Source organism: Propionivibrio sp., assembly GCF_016790145.1.
Taxonomy (GTDB): domain Bacteria; phylum Pseudomonadota; class Gammaproteobacteria; order Burkholderiales; family Rhodocyclaceae; genus Propionivibrio.
In genome coordinates this window covers 1-17,667 of record NZ_JAEUOI010000010.1, presented here as the reverse complement: position 1 = coordinate 17,667, position 17,667 = coordinate 1, and the positions used below count along the sequence as shown (strand labels likewise).

Here is a 17,667-nt window from a genome sequence, read left to right as displayed (position 1 = left end):
ACCTGAATGGCAGAAGCCAGTTGCACCAGCGATTGTTCCCCGCCGAGCCGCACGAAATGATTCAGGACGACGAATTGCGACATGTTCAGCTCGGGTGCCAGCAAGCGCCCCGCGCTGCTTTGCGCCAGTTGGTCGATGATGCCGATCTCGTTCAGCACCTGGAATTCGATCGGATCGTCCATGGTATCCGGACTGCTCAGGGTAGGCCGCTTTGCGTTCATGGCAGTTTCAAGCGGCTAGATGGGCGCTCAGGCCGCGCCGCGGTGCCGGCGGTGCGGGGTCCGATCCGGCCGGGAGGCGGCCCAACCGCGCGAGCATTTGTACGGTGTAATCCGGGGCCGGCGCCTCCAGCAGCGTGTGGATATCGCGATAGGGGCCGGCGACTTCCTTGAATTCCTGCAGGGACTGTTCATTGGGGTGCATGACGAGGCCCATGGCGGTGCCGGCGAGGTTGACGCGGACATAGGCTCGCCCTGCTGCGATCTGCTGCTCGCGTCGATTGCCCCTGGTGACGATCCACAAGTACGAAGGAGTCGAAGCGGTTATGGCATCGAAGTCCCTGATCTGCCCCTGCGTGGCCTGGGAATCTGAAGCAGGAAACTGGTTCCGGTCGAACAGCCCCGTCTTCGCCAATATCACCAGCAGTGGGCTGGTGATGGTGATGCCGTCTCGATACCGGTCGATCTCGGCGCCGCCGAGGCGCAGAAGCCGCATGGATTCCATCATGGTGGGCTCGGTGGAAAGTTCGATGCGCCAGGCTTCGCGCGCGATGCTGCGTATCCTGACGATGCGTTCCGCGTCTGCGGCCGGTGCGGCAAGCGTACCGGCGATTCCGAACGTCACCGGCTGTGAGGATGCGACGGCGCTCAGCCGCCCGGATTCCTCGGCGCTGATGGGGCGCGATACATCGTAAGCACGACGCTCGGTACGGCGCGCCAGAACGTGCGCGAAGAGCGGGTCGCGCGCGATGCCTTCCTCCTTGGTCAACTGCACGCGGGCGAAGTCCTTCGCGTCCAGTTTTTCGCCCGGCTCGCCGTCGGGAAACAACCTTACCTCGGCGCGGTAGCCGCGCTCGGCTGCCGCCATCACCAGCAATTCAAGAAAGGCGCCGGCACCCATCAGGATTTGCCGCCCGAACGGATCGGTTGCGGGGAGCAGTCGATCGGTGTCCAGTCGCAGGGCGATCTGTCCTTCGGTGCGCAGGTCCGCGATCCAGGGCTGCCGGTTGTGGGGATTCGGCGCGAGCAGGGCATACGAAAGAATCCAGTGTCGCAACTCGACGTCCTTGTCCGGTCCCTGCCAGGCGGCGACGGCCGATGCGGGAACCTCGAACATCGAGCAGCCGCCCAGTGTGCCGGCAGCAGCGGCGAGCACGATGCCGCCTCCGGCCAGCTTCAGGAATTGACGTCTTTGCATGGTGATCTCCTTCAGAGTTGTGGCGCAGTTTGCTTCAATGCCTGGTGCGGTGTTTCTGCCTGGCGGGCATCGGCAGCCATGGGCCGAAGTCGTGTATTTAGTTTAACGTTAAACTATATTTGCAGGCGAGTCAAGTCGTGCAAGCCGAAATCTGCAGCACGGTGGAATGGCGCCGAGGCGGCTGCAGCCCGAAAATTTGATGCGTTGGTTCACATGCTGGCACGGACAGGCAAGCACCTTCGGCTTTCCGTTCAGTAACCCTCAACCCCCTCCCGCATACGGTAAATGTGTTATGGCGCAAATTCATTGAATTACCGTGGCCCGAGGCCAGGCTTCGCACTCATTCCGGGCTTGACCCGGAATCCAGTTCGTTCATCAAACACCGTCATTCCGGGCTCGATCCGGATCCAGTTCGTTCATCTAAACGTTCTCTAACTTTTTGATCAGATAGACGAATCTGGATTCCGGTGTTCGCCGGAATGAGTGCGAAGCCTGGACTCGGGCCACGGTGGGCTGGTAGCACAAATTTATCCTGGCTTGTCCACTGGTCGGGGTGATGTCGGGTCGCGAGAAACCGCTAACCCGACCTACACTTACTAATAATTGATACTATCAGGCCATGAATAACGTGATGAAAATAGGCGGCTATCAGGCCGTCATTGCTTTTGACCCGGAGATTTCGATGTTCCGTGGTGAGTTCCCTGGGCTGAATGGCGGCGCTGATTTCTATGCTGCCGATGTTGAAGGTCTTCACCGTGAAGGCGAAACCTCTCTGCGGGTTTTCCTGGAAGCGTGCCAGAAGCGCGGCATTGATCCGCGCAAGCATTATTCCGGAAAATTTGTTCTTCGCCTTGACCCGGAAGTCCACGAAGCAGCCGCAATCACCGCCGCCGCGCACGGCAAAAGTTTGAACCAGTTGGCCGTCGAGACGCTGCGCTCAGCCGCGCAGGAGGGTTAGCTTTCCGGATTAAATCGAGTGTTCCCGCACACGGTAAATTTGTTCTGTCTCCAATTCATTCAATTACCGTGGCCCGAGGCCAGGCTTCGCGCTCATTCCGGGCTTGACCCGGAATCCAGTTCGTTAATCAAAACGTTCCTTTACTTCTTGATCAGATAGACAGATCTGGATTCCGGCGTTCGCCGGAATGACGGTGAAGCCTGGCTGACTCCACCGTGCCCAAAAGAGCCGTTCGGCCCTCCGTCAGCTTTCGGCAATCTGCCGCCGCCTGGTTAGTCCAGATCGGTCGCGGTTGAGCAAAGGTATTCAGTGAGCGTGAGTTTGCCGCTTGCCGCGAACTGCCTCCCAGCCTATGCACGCCAGGTTGATGTAAGTTGGCACGGGACGGGCACCGGTACGATAACTGATAATGCTGCGGCGGGTCATGCCCAAAGCTTCTGCGGCGCGTGTGGCCGAGAGTCCGTTGGTGATCATCCATGCATCGAAACGCCGCGCAGGTACCTCCGACTGTTCGGCAGCAAGGCGGTACAAGGTGGTGGCAGCGATCGACAGCGGTCCCTCGTCATCCCACGTCACACCCGAACCCCATTCTTCCACTTTCGTCTTTTGAAAAAGCGTGCTGTCAGCCAGTGGAGCAAGCACTGGGAATGCTTCAATATACTGGCCAAGACTGACTGTTGCCGTCCAGCCATCCTCGAAATCAATCGAAAGCCGCTGCTCTGGCAGTGCTTTTGCAGCGGTAATACGGGGAAGTTTCTCGCGCATGGTCAATCTCCATTTAGTTTGCGCCACTCATGCCATAGGAGTTCGCGGTTGTCCAAAGCCCAAGCAATTGCTTCGGCCAGTAACTTTCGGTTCGCTCTACCGGCGATCACTTTCAGCGCTTGCAAATCCACAGTCGAATCACCCTCGGGGGTGCGCACATGGAAATGTGGCGGCGCGTGATCGGCATATACCGATATCTTCAGCTTGCCAGACCGGTAGATCGTGTTCATATCAAATAGTATAGTGCAATTATTACACCATTAAAGCGGATTTTCATACTGTTGCAATGGCCAATATTTGATACTGATTCCGTTCAGTGACCCTCAACGCTCGCAGGTTTCCACTTGTAGCGGGAGTTTGTCACATCTGGAGTCCGTGAATGCCGGTCAAAATTCTGAATCTGCAAGCCCTCACGGTCACGAATCCACGGTAAATTTGTTCTGTCGCCAATTCATTGAATTACGGTGGCCCGAGGCCAGGCTTCGCGCTCATTCCGGGCTTGACCCGGAATCCAGTTCGTTAATCAAACCGTTCTTTTAACTTCTTGATCGTATGGACGAATCTGGATTCCGGCTTGCGCCGGAATGACTGTGATTGGTTAGAACAAAATTACCCCGGCTTGTCCACTGATCGGGTTGATGTCGGGTTACGCGAGAAGCCGCTAACCCGACCTGCACATTCCTGGTCTGTTTGCTCATGAACGGCGGCTTCGCTGGATACGCGCCGGGCGTCGCCAGCAGGCCGGTTTTTCGAGCGGGACGAGGTTGTGGGTCGGGGTGCAAAACACCTGGTGCGCCTTGTGGCGCAGCGCGGCCTGGTAGTGGGCGATGCCGAGCAGACGCTCGAAGAGACCTTGCAGGGTGTTCATGGTGCTTCTCCCGTAGGCGCGGGGTGTTGCCCGGCGCTCAGCGTGCATTGGCATAGTTGATTCCTGTCGTGGCCTGGATTCTGGCAAAGGCGCTCGCCTTAAGCTTGTCGCCGCTGCCCAGCAGGAGGTGGGCGTAGCGTTCGTTCTCGGTGGTCTGGAGATGATCGGACCAGGCGGTGATGGTATTCAGCGCGCCCCACCAGTCACGTTCTGCCGGGGGGATATTGTGCTCGGGGATTCCCTCCCGATGTACGTCCACGATCTGCTTGCGGTTAGCCCGTATCGTTTCCATGCGCGTCTCGTAGGCGTGCTGCACGGCCGGATTGTGATCGGCGCTGGCCGGCTTGCCCGGGTCCGGCATGAGCTGGTCGAGAAAGTCCTGAAACTCCTTCCCGGTGCAGGGTTTGTTGGCCATGCGGGTAAACAGGCTTCCGGTCTCTCTGGCGTGCCGCATGGAGAAATCGAAGAATGCCCTGGCGTCTTCCTGGAGCAGCGCGTAGCGGCCATGGTGTGACCGGCGAAACACCTTGCCGGCCGTATCGCGCTGGTGCAGCGCCAGCGACAGGGTGTTCTGGCAGACGACGCGCACCGTCGTCAGGCGGATATCGATGGCCAGCGAGCCGTCATGACTGTTGGTGAACAGCAGGTAGGTTTCCAGGATGTCATCGCCGCGAACGCGAATGTCGCCGGGCAAGCGGGCAAGAAGCCAGATGACTTCACCGTTTTTGAGGTAGCCCCCGGTGTGATAGATGGCCTTCCCCTTGCCCAGCAGGGCGTCGAACATGCGGGCGCCCTGCCGGTTCTGCAGCGGTTCGAAGCCCGGATGGACAACGCCAACGACGCGGCCGGTCTCGCCGGGCTTTTTGTCGGTGCGCATAACGGCAACACGATGGCTGATCCGCGACTCCGGTTCGCCCGCCGGGACAATGGGGAGCAGAGCCACGTCCCAGTCGAGGCCGCCGGCCGCCAGCGCCTGCTCCAGCGTGGCGGGCGCCTTGAGTTCTTCTCCGAGCCTGTGCCACGGACGTTCGCCAAAGTAGAACATGTGTCCGATATTGTGTGCCATGAGCGCTTCTCCGGATGTCGATGGCGTTCATTCTGACGGCACAGAGGCTCACCAGATGATACTGTCGCGCCGCTCGTGAGAAATCTTTTCCGGAGATACCCAGCGTATTCAATGTGAATCGAAACAACGGAACAATGGCTTCATTCCGTCATTCCGTCGAAAGCCGGAATGACGAGAAGCAGTGTAGGTCAGGTTAGCCCGCAGGGCGAAACCCGACGTTTCGAAGATTGTCGGGTTATGCTGCGAAGCTAATTCTCTTGGTGGACGCTATGGCTAACCCGACCTACAAATTTTTGCCCGAAGCCTGGCCTTGGGAAACCTGAGGGCAAGAAACGGATTTTGACCGCTTTGTTGCCCATCCGGAGTTCGTCTTTTATCGGCCATCTTATTGTTTTACCGATGAATATTTGTGTTCTTTGTGGCTTGGTGGCGATTCTTTGCCCAAGTTGTTAACATAAAAAAAGATAAAGAGGTGCAAATAGTCGTCGCCGGTCTACACTAAGCATCGGGATCAACGTCCAGAGGTGAACCGAGATGTGCGGACGCTTCGCCCTCAAAGCACCACCCGCTGAACTCATCACCCGCTTCGGGCTCGATGAGTGTGCCGCTTTCAAACCGCGCTACAACATTCCACCCGGCACCGACATACCGGTGATCAGGCAATCGCCCGAAGGTAAGCGCGTCCTGCATCTGCTGCGCTGGGGTCTGGTGCCGCATTGGGCCAGGGACACAAGCATCGGTGCGCGGCTGAACAACGCGCGCGGTGAAACCGTGGCTGCAAAGCCTTCTTTCCGTGATGCCTTCAAGCGCCGTCGCTGCCTGGTCCCGGCCTCCGGATTCTACGAATGGAAGACCGAGGACAGGATCAAGCAGCCGTATTACATCAGCCTGAAATCAGGCGAGCCGATGGCGCTGGCCGGATTATGGGAATCATGGAAGGCGCCGGACGGCAACATCCTGCGCACCGTCTGCATCGTAACGACAGGCGCGAATGCCTTGATGGAACCCATCCACGAGCGGATGCCGGTGATCGTCAGCGCCGAACACTGGCAGGACTGGCTTGCCGAACCGGTGGAGAAAGTGGAGAGGCTGGTGACGGCTTGTCCCGATGCGAACCTACAGGCGTGGCCGGTGAGCAGGCGGGTCAGTAAAACAGTGGACGATGATGCGGGGTTGATTGAGCGGGAAGCCAGGGCTGGGTAATTGACAGCGGAGTAGCCTGCCTATGCTCGATGGTGTTAGTCATCCGCGTTCATGTCATCGATCAGGTCTTCGTTATCGCTTTCTTCGTTCTCAAGCGATTGCTCACCTGACAGGGGGATTTCTCGCGGTATCGGTTCGAAAATCACCGGTTGCGCAAGGGGTTGGAAGAGACTTTCTTCAAGCTGTTCAGCGATGTGATTGACCCCCGCCATTACCCCAGAGGCAGGGTTCTCCATCAGACCAAGCCACATATCGTCCAACGCGGAATTCAGGCTTTCACGAATTTGCGCTTCCATTTCTGGTCGCTCGCTCTCGTGCCCTATAGCACCAATGCCAAGCGCGCCCAATGAAATAATCAGGCCTCCGACGCCACCGACCGCCGCAGCGGCAGCGCTTGCGCCACCGCTGGTGGCGAGCTTGGTCACTAGTCTTTCACTGGCTTTTTCCGCCACTGGCGATATCCTGGCGTCTGATGGACCGGCTCCCGCACCGCCAGCGTCCTTGCGTATATGATCGATCAGCGCCACATAGGCCGGCAGCTTGGCGATCGGATCGGCGTGCAGAATCTGGTAGAGCGTAGCACTGTGGGCTGATGGTGGCGCCAGTTCAATCGCTGGAATGTTCTTGAGCCGCCGGTCGAATTGATCTATGGGTACGTCGTAGCGCTGCTGGATTCCCTGAACTTGCTCGCCGAGAATTCGGACGTAGATAGTCGTCGCTTGCTCCCTGACCAGGTCGGGATCGATCTCCTTGGCAACTGGTCTCAGCACGCGATCCTGGTACTGCTCCTGCAGATAGGCCGCCAGTCGTTTCACGGCCGGATTGCTAGTATCCTCGCTGGCATTCAGCTTGTACCAGCCAACCTTGATAGCCAGCCATTGCTGGGTCCAGTAACCGGTGAACCACGGAATGAAGTCGGCCTCGGTGCGCTTGTGAACCCGGTCCCGCCAGCTTTCCATGGATCCGCGAGCGTAGTTCTTGGCTGGTACTTTCGCGGCTAATGATGCAGCGACTATGTCGCTTTCGACCTGCCTCCAGGTTTCCTGCGTGATCTGAACCGGCGGTATCAGCGTGGGCGCGCGATCTTGAGTGGCGCATCCCGCCAACGCCACCAACAAAGCGACGAACAGGGAAATCAGATTGATGATTCTGCTCCCGCAAACCGGATTTTCCTGCGCTCGTTCGCTCGCAGCCGCACAGGTTCGAATCGGGCATTTATCAGTGATCATGCTGTTGTATTTTCTCCACAAGCCTCAAAGAACTACATTTTTCTCCTGAAAAGCCGCAAACGGCCAGTAAAGCAGATCTCTGAGTCAAGATAGAAATGCTCTCTGTTTAACTAAAGCGTGGCTGACTGACATCAGGGATCAGATCACATTTTTCTTCATTAAAACGTTGATGCCATACCTGTTTATATTATTCTTTACCAGACGGCAAGATTCTGTGCACCGTCCGCCTCGTAACGACAGGCGCGAATGCCCTGATGGACCCCATCCACAGCGGATGCCGGTGCTCATCAGCGCCGAGCGCGGGCAGCACTGGCTTGCCGAACCGGTGGGCGATGATGCGGGGTTGATTGGGGGGGGAACCAGGGCTGGGTGAAGGATGGTAAGTGGCCATTCAGGTGTTCTTGTTGCAGGCAGGTTCCCTGTATTTTGATTTGCCGATTGACACAATTTTTTGATGCGGTGTTGAGGCAGCAATTGCGCGAAGCAAAACTTTCATCAAGGTGCTTTTCCATGCGAGCCACGGCGACAGGTTGGGGAACGTGGGTCGGGGTGTACGTGTGATACTGTCTCACGGGAACAGCAATTTCGCTTTTCAACAACGAAGGAGGATTCATGAAAGCTCGATTTGAAATGTTTTTGGCAGTAGCCACGCTCTCTCTGTGTGGGGCAGCACAGGCGGATATTGGCGTTCAAATGAACATCGTTGACGAGAAAGGCATCGGGAAATCGGTTGGCCAGGTCATCATCAGCGAAACACCCTATGGCCTCGTTTTCAGCCCGACACTTGCGGGTCTTCCGCAAGGCTTGCATGGCTTTCATGTGCATGAAAACCCGAGTTGCGAGCCCAAGGATAAAGAGGGGAAGATGGTACCGGCATTGTCAGCGGGAGGGCATTACGATCCGGCGGCAAGCAAGCGCCACGGGTTGCCTTGGGGTGATGGGCATTTAGGTGATTTGCCCGCGCTTTACGTGGATACCCTGGGGAATGCAAATAACCCAGTATTGGCGCCCAGGCTTAAAATGACTGATGTCAAAGGTCGCTCCTTGATGATTCATGCCGGAGGGGACAACCATGCAGACCATCCGGACCCCCTTGGTGGAGGCGGCGCACGCCTGGTTTGTGGCGTTATTCAGTAGATCGTCGAGTATCGCTGCGCAAGCGCTACGTGCTCAGCCAAGCTTGAACGCTATGCGCTCCCCTCTGGCTGCTCTTTTCCTGGGTGGCTGTATGGAAGCAGTGCGAATTCCAGAAATAACCTGGGCAAAATGTCTCCGGCAGCTTTCTTCACTGGATAGGCATCTGGAGCACAACCAGTTTATGCCCCGGCTATATAATCGAGTTTGATCTTCGGGCAACAAATCAAGGCGTACGTTTATGAAGGTATTCGTGGTTTACTGGCATCCAGAGCCCCAGAGTTTTAATGGTGCGATGTTTCGCACGGCTTGTGAGATTCTTGCCGGAGCAGGGCACGAGGTGAAGACGTCCGACCTGCATGAGATGCACTTCGATCCGGTTTCCAGCCGGAACAACTTTACGAGTGTCAAGGATCCGGACTACCTTAAACTGCAGCTCGAAGAAATGCACGCGACCGGAGTGAACGGCTTTTCGGCTGAAATCGAGGCCGAGATGGAAAAGCTTGAGTGGTGCGAGCTGATGATCTGGCAGTTTCCGCTGTGGTGGTTCGGGTTGCCGGCAGTTCTCAAGGGGTGGGTCGATCGTGTTTTTGCAATGGGGCGCATTTACGGTGGCGACCGTATTTACGGGACCGGCGTTTTTCGCGGAAAGCGGGCACTGCTCTCCCTGACCACAGGCGGCCCGGAAGAGGCCTATCGCAAAGGGGCTTTCAACGGCGACATCGCTGCGATACTGCGCCCGATTCACCGTGGCATGTTGCAGTTCGTTGGCTTCGACATACTGGCACCGCAGATCGTCTATGGGCCCATTCGTCTGACGGACGAGCAGCGAAAACAGCATCTGGCGTCCTATGCCACGCGGCTACTGACAATTGATCACGAGTCGCCCATTGACGTCGGAATTTACTGAAGCAGGCTTGCCTGACTCTCAGCGTGCGTCGAACTTGTTCGACTCTTTGATTTAATTGGATTTATCCGGTGTAACTATGGAAACAGAATCAAGACTCTTTTCGCTTTCTGATTATATTCAAGCATCTGACGGCGAACCAATTCGATCGGTGGTTCTGGAAACTGATGACTCAGCGGTTGTTGTCTGGCATGCCCACCCAGGGCAGGAAATAGCCGCTCATATTCATCCCCACGGCCAGGATACGTGGACAGTCATCTCGGGAGAAGCCGAGTATTATCAGGGAGGTGGCCAGGTCGCTCGTCTCAAGGCAGGAGATATTGCCATAGCAAAACCCGGGCAAGTACATGGCGCAATGAACACGGGGCACACGCCTTTGATATTTGTTTCAGTAGTGGCCTCTGGCAACGCCGGTTTTGAGTTGGCCAAGAAGTAGGCAATGGCAAATGTGCGGCCAGAGTCGCAGCTATCCAGCAGGCCTATCCACCGTAGCTGGCGTGCACAAAGTACCCGTGCCTATTCTGGAATTCATCGGAGCCAAATTTCTCCACCCTTTTTTCCTGGACGGTTATCTCTACCTTGTCTAGCGTAGTTGCCGCGCCTAATATCTGCGTTTCATCAGACAACGAAAGCTCCAATGTCGAATAGCCTGCTCGAAGGCAAGCGCATTCTGGTCACCCAGGCAGATGCCTTCATGGGGCCTGTCCTGTGTGAGGTTTTTGCCAAGCACGGTGCGTTAGTGATCGCCAGCGCACAATCTCTTGTCGATCCCGACGCACCGGCTCGCGTCGTTGCTTCGGCGGGCGAAATCGATGTCCTGGTTATCAATCTGGCGGTGCCGGCGCCGATCACCGTAGCGGCGGACGTGAGCGATGTCGAGTGGAGAGATACATTTGCCGCCCTTGTTGACCCCTTGCCACGGCTATTGCGAGCGGTTCTGCCACAAATGATTGAAAGACAAGCCGGAAAGATTCTGCTGATGGGCAGCGCATCGGCACTAAGGGGCATGAAGCGTGCATCGACCTACAGTTCAGCCAGGGGCGCCCAACTCGCTTACGTGCAATCTGTCGGGGTGGAACTCGCCGTGCACAATATCCAGGTGAATGCAATCGCCCAGAACTTCGTCGATAACCCGACCTACTTCCCGGCCGACGTTCAAGCCAATCCGCGTTTCCAAGAACGCTTGCGGCGCGAAGTGCCTCTCGGGCGCCTTGTTGGAGCCCGCGAAGATGCCGAGTTCGCCGCCTATCTGTGCAGCGAACCAGCGAGTTGCTTCGTGGGCCAGATTTTCCCCGTATGTGGCGGTTGGGTGGCACGTTAGGGGGAACAAGCCCAATTCCGGGGTCAATCGGAACTGCGCAAAATGCTGCACTGACCTGTTACCCTGAACATCGGTCTGTGCATCGTCAGCCACGTTTTTTCCGCCCTGACCCGGGGTACATTGCAAAGGAGAGTGTACATGCTTCAGCTCAAACCTCTTGATTCAAACGTTCCGATCTTCCAGCAACTCGGTGTTGAGATCTCACCCGTTATCCTGGTCAACATCTTCCAGGTCGCCGAGGGAGATATTCCCGCCCTCCTCAAGGCCTGGGAAGAAGATGCCAACTGGATGAAACGGCAACCCGGCTATATCTCGACGCAGTTGCATCAAGGCATAGCAGGCAGCACGGTGTTCATGAACTACGCCGTGTGGGAGTCAACGGCCCATTTCCGCGCCGCTTTCAGCAACCCCGAGTTCAAGAAGGCACTGGAGCACTACCCGTCTTCAGCCGTGGCCTCGCCGCACCTGTTCACGCGCCTTACGGTGCCCAATCTGTGTGTTGGGCCCTAAGCCGCCCTAAGCCGGCATCATTGGCTCAAGCGGAACTCCAAAGTCGTCCGCCATTGAACGCACTCAGCCCTGGAAATGGTTAGCGCATCCTGGAAATTGCGTTCGCTTGATCCCTCAGGAACGGTTATCAAAGCCTCGGCATGCCAGCCCATCATGCCACTTTTTCCCCGGAGGTACCCATGCTGCAACTCAGGCCCAATTGCGAATGCTGTGACAAGGACTTGCCACCGGATTCGACGGAAGCCCGCATCTGCTCTTTCGAGTGCACTTTTTGCGTTTCTTGCGCTGAAGGTGCACTCAATGGCAAGTGCCCAAACTGTGGCGGGGAGTTGCTTGTGCGACCGCGGCGTCCGGCAGATAGACTGGCCAACAATCCGGCGTCAAAGGACAGGATCTACAAGCCCGCCGGTTGTGGGAAAGCCGCGTAATGATGTCAGGCGGCGTTCATCAAAAAACGATTTGGTCTGATTGAGGTTTCGGTTAAAAACAGGCGCTTGTCCCGCGAAGGATATCGTTGCTGTGCTTGGGAACAATATCCATGCCGTTTTAAGCCGTGATTACTGCTTTTGAATCGCGGATTACGCCAAGCTCAGAACGATAAATCTGCCGCTTGTTTGTTTCGGAAGGATAACCCTGCCAAGCAGGATTGGCCTACGTTTTAGCGTCTTTTCAGCATACGCCATTTAAATAAGTCGTTTCTCAATGGACTTACCCAAGCAACCGTCACATTCAGTCAGATGAAGTGCCGCTACATTTCCGGTTCAGGTCGCAAAACTCCAGTCGGGATCAGGAAATCCGAAGGTATGAATTGCCATGTATTCACAGCATCACATCCTTGCATCACTCATCCATTCCTGATTCAATGAAGCCATGACTACTCGCAACGATATCCCGCCGGCCGGCGCCGCGCACTTCCCCTCTGAAAACTTCCTGAACCGTGAGCTGGGCATCCTGGCGTTCAACCGCCGCGTCCTGTCGCAGGCCAAAAACCCGCTCACGCCGCTTCTCGAACGCCTGCGTTTTCTGTGCATCGTCAGCAGCAATCTCGACGAATTTTTCGAAATCCGTGTCGCCGGCCTCAAGGAACAACTCAAGCTCAACTCGGTTGCGGTCACCACCGACGGCCTGACCGCGCGCGCCGCCTACCGTCTGGTCAGCGACGAAGCACACTCGCTGGTTGAAGAGCAATATGCCTTGCTCAACGATGAAATCCTGCCCAGGCTTGCCGAGCAGAGCATTCACTTTCTGCGCCGCTCGGCATGGACCACCGGACAACGCGAGTGGATCAAGGATTATTTTTTCCGCGAAGTCATGCCGGTGCTGACCCCGATCGGTCTCGATCCCTCGCACCCCTTCCCGCGCGTACTCAACAAGAGTCTTAATTTCGCTGTTGAACTCGATGGCAAGGACGCCTTCGGACGCAGCTCCGGCGCCGCCATCGTACAGGCCCCCCGGGTTCTGCCGCGCGTCATTCGCCTGCCGCAGGAACTCTGCGAATGCGAGTACGGTTTCGTATTTTTCTCCTCCGTACTGCACGCCTTCGTCGGCGAACTGTTCTCCGGAATGAACGTCCTCGGCTGTTACCAGTTTCGCGTCACGCGCAATAGCGACCTCTTCGTCGATGAAGAAGAGGTCAAGAACCTGCGCACCAAGATTCAGGGCGAGCTGCCGCAGCGGCACTTTGGCGATGGCGTGCGGCTGGAGGTTGCGGACAATTGTTCGGAGGTCATGGCCGAATTCCTGCTCTCCCAGTTCAATCTGGGGGAGACCGATCTCTATCGCGTTGCCGGCCCGGTTAACCTTGTTCGGCTGATGCAAGTACCCGATTGGGTCGCCCGCGACGATCTCAAGTTCGCTCCATTCAGACCCGGTTTCCCCAAGTCGCTGCACAAAGGGCAGATCATTTTTGATGATATTCGCGCCAACGATGTCCTGCTGCATCATCCCTACCAGAGTTTTGCGCCGGTCATCTCACTGATCGACAAGGCAACGAGCGACCCGCAAGTGGTGGCGATCAAGATGACGGTTTACCGTACCGGAACCGACTCCGTGCTGATGCAATCGCTGCTGCACGCTGCGCAGAACGGCAAAGAGGTAACAGTGGTCGTCGAGTTGATGGCGCGCTTTGACGAGGAGGCCAATATCGGCTGGGCAACCAAGCTGGAAGAGGTTGGCGCACACGTCGTCTATGGCGTTGTCGGCTACAAGACGCACGCCAAGATGCTGATGATCGTTCGTCGTGAAGAAGGAAAAACCGGCAGCCTGCTGCGGCGCTATGTGCATCTTGGGACCGGCAACTACCATCCGAAAACGGCGCGTCTGTACTCCGATTTCGGGCTGCTGACCAGCAATGAGGAGATCTGTGCCGATGTCAATGAGGTGTTCAAGCAGCTCACCGGTCTCGGTCGCGCCCAGACCCTGAAGCATCTCTGGCAGGCCCCCTTCTCGCTGCAGCAGAACATCCTTGCCGCCATCAAGGAAGAGGCCGCTGCCGCCGTTGCCGGCCAGCGCTCACGCATCATTGCGAAATTGAATTCACTGCTTGAGCCCGAAACCATCAGCGCGCTGTATGAGGCTTCGCAAGCCGGCGTAAAGATTGACCTGATCGTGCGCGGCGTTTGTGCGCTAAGGCCTGGAATCAAGGGCCTGTCGGAGAACATTCGCGTTCGCTCAATCATCGGCCGCCTGCTTGAACATCATCGCGTATTCTATTTTTACGCGGGCGGCGAGGAGAAGGTTTATCTCTCAAGCGCCGACTGGATGGAGCGCAACTTCTTTCGCCGCATCGAACTCGCCTTCCCGATACTCGACAGGAAGCTCAAACGCCGGGTCATCGCCGAAGGCCTGCAAATCTATCTGACCGACAATCAGCAGGCCTGGGAGATGGACGCCAACGGCAGCTATCATCTGCGCCGTGGTTCGCCCGACAAACCACGCTGCGCGCAGAGCGAACTGATCGAACTGCTCAAACCCTGATTTGCTCTCTTGGAGCGAGCCCCAGGCGGCGCGAATTACAGCAATGAATCCCGAGAAAAATAAGCGAATCTGACGAGGCCACCGTGAGCTACAGCGAAATCCCGCTGGATTCCAGCCTTTGCCAAACCTTGAACGAGGCGATCAGCCAGTTCAGCGGATCTGCCTGTCAAATACAGCAGGTCGCCGAGGTTGGCGGCGGTTCGATTTCTCGGTCTGTCATTGCGCAGACCGCGAGCGAACGCTGGTTCGTCAAACTCAACAGCGCCGATCTCCTCGACATGTTCGAGGCGGAAGCGGACGGCCTGAACGCGCTGGGTGCCTGCCCTGCCCTGCGCGTGCCGCGTGTCATTGCGCATGGCGTCAGCGGCCGGCAAGCCTATCTCGTTCTCGAACACCTGAATCTGCAACCCTTGCGCGAACGCAATAGCGGAACAAGCGCAGCTCGTGCATTGGCCGAATTGCATCGGATCGAGGGAGACCGGTTGGGCTGGCATCGCGCCAACTACATCGGCAGCACACCGCAGCACAATGGCGTAGAGCGCACCTGGCCGCTCTTTTTCGCGCGCCAGCGCCTCCTGCCCCAGCTTGCACTGGCCAGGCGCAAGGGATACAAGGGAAAACTGATCGCCGACGGCGAACGTCTGGCGGAGAAACTGCCGGCACTTTTCGTCGACTACCAGCCGAAAATCAGCCTGCTGCACGGCGATCTGTGGCATGGCAACGCGGCGCTGGACGAGTCGGGCGTGCTGGCGCTATTCGATCCGGCCGTGTATTACGGCGATCGCGAGGCCGATCTGGCGATGTGCGAGCTGTTCGGCGGTTTCCCCGACAGTTTTTACGCCGCCTATCGCCAGGCCTGGCCACTCGCCGACGGCTTTGAACAGCGCAAAACGCTATACAACCTCTATCACATCCTCAACCACCTCAACCTGTTCGGGAGCGGCTACCTGCATCAGGCCGAACGCATGGTCGGCACGCTTCTGGCAGAGATTGGCCGCTGAAATCTGCCGGATTTGATGACTTGCCTGCGGGCGCGGGTCACCTGCTTGATGCGGCGGTGATTGAGTCACAAATCACTCTCTGCCAGAGCGAGCGCTGGTCGATACCTGTTCAGGCCTTCATGACGCCTTGCACGGGGCAAGCCTGTTGTAGGCACTCTGTTCCATTTGCTCTGGCCGAAAGCACTCAAAGCGTTCAGGATAGGCTAGCATCGGGCTTCAGAATAATTTCGAGCGGAGACCATTGTGGAAATATTGGGCATTGATGTGGGTGGAACGGGTATCAAGGCGGCCATCGTTGATACCGCCACCGGAGTGCTGCTGACCGAGCGCACCCGGATCGAGACACCGCGGCCGGCCACCCCCGAAGCGATCGGGCTGACACTGAAAGCCATGCTGGATCAGAATCAGTGGTCGGGAGTGCCGATTGGCATGGGTTTTCCTGCCGCCATCCAGCACGGTATCGCGCGCACCGCCGCCAACATCGACGATTCCTTTATCGGACTGCCGGTCGCCGAGTTTTTTTCGCAGCACACCGGCTGCCCGGTTTATATGGCCAACGACGCCGATGTCGCCGGTCTGGCAGAAATGCGCTTCGGTGCCGGCAAGGGCCATCCGGGTGTGGTGCTGATCGTAACCATTGGCACCGGTCTGGGCACCGCTCTCTTCGTCGATGGTCGCTTGTTACCCAACACCGAACTCGGCCACGTCATACTGGCAAATGGCATTGAAGGAGAACGATTCGCTTCCGAGTCGGTGCGTATCGTCAATCAACTCAAATGGAGGGAATGGGGGCCGCGCCTTAACCTGTATCTGACCACCATGGAGAGCCTGTTCTGGCCTGACCTGATTGTGCTGGGTGGTGGCGTCAGCGAAAAACTGCACAAGTTCTCGCCCATGATCACTACCAAGGCGCCGGTACTTGCAGCGAGCTTCCTGAACCAGGCCGGAGTTGTCGGTGCCGCGCTGTTTGCCGAGGAAGAGATCAAGCGCACCCGCTGAGCGTTCTACAGGTCAGCACAGGTCGGGTTAGCGACTTTCACGGCGCCACTATTTGATGTTCTTAGGCTCGGCGCGCACCGAGAACGCCCTCAACTTCATGCAACAGGGCCAAGGTCTGGGTGAGTTGGCTGACGTTGCCGATTTCAGCCGTGAATTTCATGTGCGCCTTGCCCTGCTTCGATTGCGTATTGACCGCGATCACATTGATTTTCTCGCGCGTCAGAACCTCCGAAATGTCACGCAGCAGACCCTGACGGTCATTGGCATCAACCACGATATCGACGGCGAAAACGCCTTCGCTCTGACCGCCCCAATCGGTTTCGATCACGCGTTCCGGCTGCATCTTCTGCATGTTGGCAAAATTGGAACAATCGGCACGGTGAATCGATATGCCCTTGCCGCGCGTGACAAAGCCGACGATCGGATCAGGCGGCGCCGGCTTGCAACAACCGGCAAGCTGGGTCAGCAACTTGTCGACGCCGACGATCAGAATGCCTTTCTCGGCTTCATCGCTGGCCTTGTGCTTGCGTACCGGGGTTTCGCTTGCCACGCGCTCATCCAGTTGCGTCTCGGTGCCGCGCACGCCTGACTGGAGCTGGCGCAGGTTCAATTCGGAACGCGCCAGCGCAATGAACAGATCGTCGGTTTTGGCGAATCCCAGCCTGCTCGCCAGTTCATCGATCCTGGTACCGGTCTCGCCCATGCGCTGCAACTCGCGGTTAACGATGGCCCGCCCTTCGGCCAGCGTTTTTTCCAGGGCTCGCGAGGAGAACCACTGCCGCGCCTTGGCCCGCGCACGCTGGGTAAAAAGATAACCGAGCAGCGAATTGAGCCAGTCGCGCGACGGCCCGCCCTGTTTGGCGACGACGATTTCAACCCGCTGGCCGGTTTCGAGCGGCGTATTGAGCGAAACCAGTGCGCCATCGACCTTGGCGCCCCGGCAGCGATGGCCGAGGTCGGTATGCACCCGATAGGCAAAATCAACCGGCGTCGAACCGCGGGGCAGATCGACGACCAAGCCTTGCGGTGTCATGACATAGATCGTATCGTCGAGCGCGGCTTCCTTGTAATGCTTCACCCAGTCCGACGAATCGGCGACTTCGTCCTTCCAGGTGAGGAGCTGGCGCAGCCAGGCAATCTTTTCGTCATAACTGTCTTCAGACGAATGCTTGCTGCCTTCCTTGTAGCGCCAGTGCGCCGCCACGCCGAGTTCGGCATGCGTATGCATATCGAGGGTGCGAATCTGTACTTCGAGCGAACGCCCGTCCGGGCAACTGACCGCCGTATGCAGCGAACGGTAATTATTACCCTTCG

The 17,667-nt window shown here is 57.4% G+C and carries 19 protein-coding genes; 11 read left to right on the top strand and 8 right to left on the bottom strand.

Features of this window, described 5'->3' with window-relative positions; genetic code table 11:
• Together JNM42_RS00840 and JNM42_RS00835 are read right to left on the bottom strand one after the other, a co-directional pair.
• Positions 1 to 221: hypothetical protein (locus tag JNM42_RS00840; RefSeq protein ID WP_294264702.1), on the bottom strand; the 221-nt coding region annotated here is incomplete at its 3' end.
• A 7-nt stretch (positions 222 to 228) separates the two neighbouring features.
• Positions 229 to 1,416, bottom strand: a complete 1,188-nt coding sequence (locus tag JNM42_RS00835) for a hypothetical protein (protein ID WP_294264699.1) — start codon at positions 1,414 to 1,416, stop codon at positions 229 to 231.
• A gap of 619 nt (positions 1,417 to 2,035) precedes the next feature.
• On the opposite strand from JNM42_RS00835, the gene JNM42_RS00830 reads away from it, so the two are divergent.
• Entirely contained in the window at positions 2,036 to 2,374 is a 339-nt protein-coding gene (locus tag JNM42_RS00830) for a type II toxin-antitoxin system HicB family antitoxin (RefSeq protein WP_294264696.1), read from the top strand.
• A 306-nt stretch (positions 2,375 to 2,680) separates the two neighbouring features.
• Here the strand turns inward: JNM42_RS00830 and JNM42_RS00825 are convergent, their stop codons facing one another.
• From JNM42_RS00825 to JNM42_RS00810, 4 genes are all read right to left on the bottom strand, one after another.
• Positions 2,681 to 3,139 (bottom strand): DUF2442 domain-containing protein, encoded by a 459-nt coding sequence (locus JNM42_RS00825; protein WP_294264691.1) that lies wholly within the window; start codon positions 3,137 to 3,139, stop codon positions 2,681 to 2,683.
• A gap of 2 nt (positions 3,140 to 3,141) precedes the next feature.
• Positions 3,142 to 3,369 (bottom strand): DUF4160 domain-containing protein, encoded by a 228-nt coding sequence (locus JNM42_RS00820; protein WP_294264689.1) that lies wholly within the window; start codon positions 3,367 to 3,369, stop codon positions 3,142 to 3,144.
• Positions 3,370 to 3,833: 464 nt separating this feature from the next.
• The gene (locus JNM42_RS00815) at positions 3,834 to 4,007 is read right to left on the bottom strand and encodes a hypothetical protein (protein ID WP_294264686.1); all 174 of its coding nucleotides are present in this window, start codon (positions 4,005 to 4,007) and stop codon (positions 3,834 to 3,836) included.
• Positions 4,008 to 4,044: 37 nt separating this feature from the next.
• Positions 4,045 to 5,073, bottom strand: a complete 1,029-nt coding sequence (locus JNM42_RS00810; protein WP_294264683.1) for a DUF932 domain-containing protein — start codon at positions 5,071 to 5,073, stop codon at positions 4,045 to 4,047.
• Between the two features lie 534 nt (positions 5,074 to 5,607).
• Here JNM42_RS00810 and JNM42_RS00805 point away from each other — a divergent pair.
• Positions 5,608 to 6,276 (top strand): SOS response-associated peptidase, encoded by a 669-nt coding sequence (locus JNM42_RS00805; protein ID WP_294264680.1) that lies wholly within the window; start codon positions 5,608 to 5,610, stop codon positions 6,274 to 6,276.
• Positions 6,277 to 6,311: 35 nt separating this feature from the next.
• Here the strand turns inward: JNM42_RS00805 and JNM42_RS00800 are convergent, their stop codons facing one another.
• Positions 6,312 to 7,505, bottom strand: coding sequence for a hypothetical protein (locus tag JNM42_RS00800; RefSeq protein ID WP_294264677.1), 1,194 nt, complete (start codon positions 7,503 to 7,505; stop codon positions 6,312 to 6,314).
• 612 nt (positions 7,506 to 8,117) lie between these two features.
• Here JNM42_RS00800 and sodC point away from each other — a divergent pair.
• From sodC to ppgK, 9 genes are all read left to right on the top strand, one after another.
• The gene (gene sodC / locus JNM42_RS00795) at positions 8,118 to 8,642 is read left to right on the top strand and encodes a superoxide dismutase [Cu-Zn] SodC (protein ID WP_294264674.1); all 525 of its coding nucleotides are present in this window, start codon (positions 8,118 to 8,120) and stop codon (positions 8,640 to 8,642) included.
• Between the two features lie 238 nt (positions 8,643 to 8,880).
• A complete protein-coding gene (locus JNM42_RS00790) occupies positions 8,881 to 9,549 on the top strand; it encodes an NAD(P)H-dependent oxidoreductase (RefSeq protein WP_294264671.1) in 669 nt (222 codons plus the stop codon).
• A gap of 76 nt (positions 9,550 to 9,625) precedes the next feature.
• Positions 9,626 to 9,982: a cupin domain-containing protein gene (locus tag JNM42_RS00785; RefSeq protein ID WP_294264669.1), complete on the top strand. Its 357-nt coding sequence runs from the start codon at positions 9,626 to 9,628 to the stop codon at positions 9,980 to 9,982.
• Positions 9,983 to 10,183: 201 nt separating this feature from the next.
• Entirely contained in the window at positions 10,184 to 10,867 is a 684-nt protein-coding gene (locus JNM42_RS00780) for an SDR family oxidoreductase (protein ID WP_294264666.1), read from the top strand.
• A 138-nt stretch (positions 10,868 to 11,005) separates the two neighbouring features.
• Positions 11,006 to 11,377 carry an antibiotic biosynthesis monooxygenase family protein gene (locus JNM42_RS00775; protein ID WP_294264663.1) on the top strand — a complete coding sequence of 124 codons (372 nt, stop codon included), beginning with the start codon at positions 11,006 to 11,008 and terminating at the stop codon, positions 11,375 to 11,377.
• A 140-nt stretch (positions 11,378 to 11,517) separates the two neighbouring features.
• A complete protein-coding gene (locus JNM42_RS00770) occupies positions 11,518 to 11,805 on the top strand; it encodes a DUF1272 domain-containing protein (protein WP_366504388.1) in 288 nt (95 codons plus the stop codon).
• 442 nt (positions 11,806 to 12,247) lie between these two features.
• Positions 12,248 to 14,353 (top strand): polyphosphate kinase 1, encoded by a 2,106-nt coding sequence (gene ppk1, locus JNM42_RS00765; RefSeq protein WP_294264654.1) that lies wholly within the window; start codon positions 12,248 to 12,250, stop codon positions 14,351 to 14,353.
• Positions 14,354 to 14,436: 83 nt separating this feature from the next.
• A complete protein-coding gene (locus JNM42_RS00760) occupies positions 14,437 to 15,354 on the top strand; it encodes a fructosamine kinase family protein (protein WP_294264651.1) in 918 nt (305 codons plus the stop codon).
• Positions 15,355 to 15,597: 243 nt separating this feature from the next.
• Positions 15,598 to 16,353, top strand: coding sequence for a polyphosphate--glucose phosphotransferase (ppgK, locus tag JNM42_RS00755; RefSeq protein WP_294264648.1), 756 nt, complete (start codon positions 15,598 to 15,600; stop codon positions 16,351 to 16,353).
• Between the two features lie 61 nt (positions 16,354 to 16,414).
• On the opposite strand, the gene JNM42_RS00750 is transcribed toward ppgK, so the two are convergent.
• Positions 16,415 to 17,667, bottom strand: a 1,253-nt coding sequence (locus tag JNM42_RS00750; RefSeq protein ID WP_294264645.1) for a TGS domain-containing protein, incomplete at its 5' end; no start/stop codon positions are given.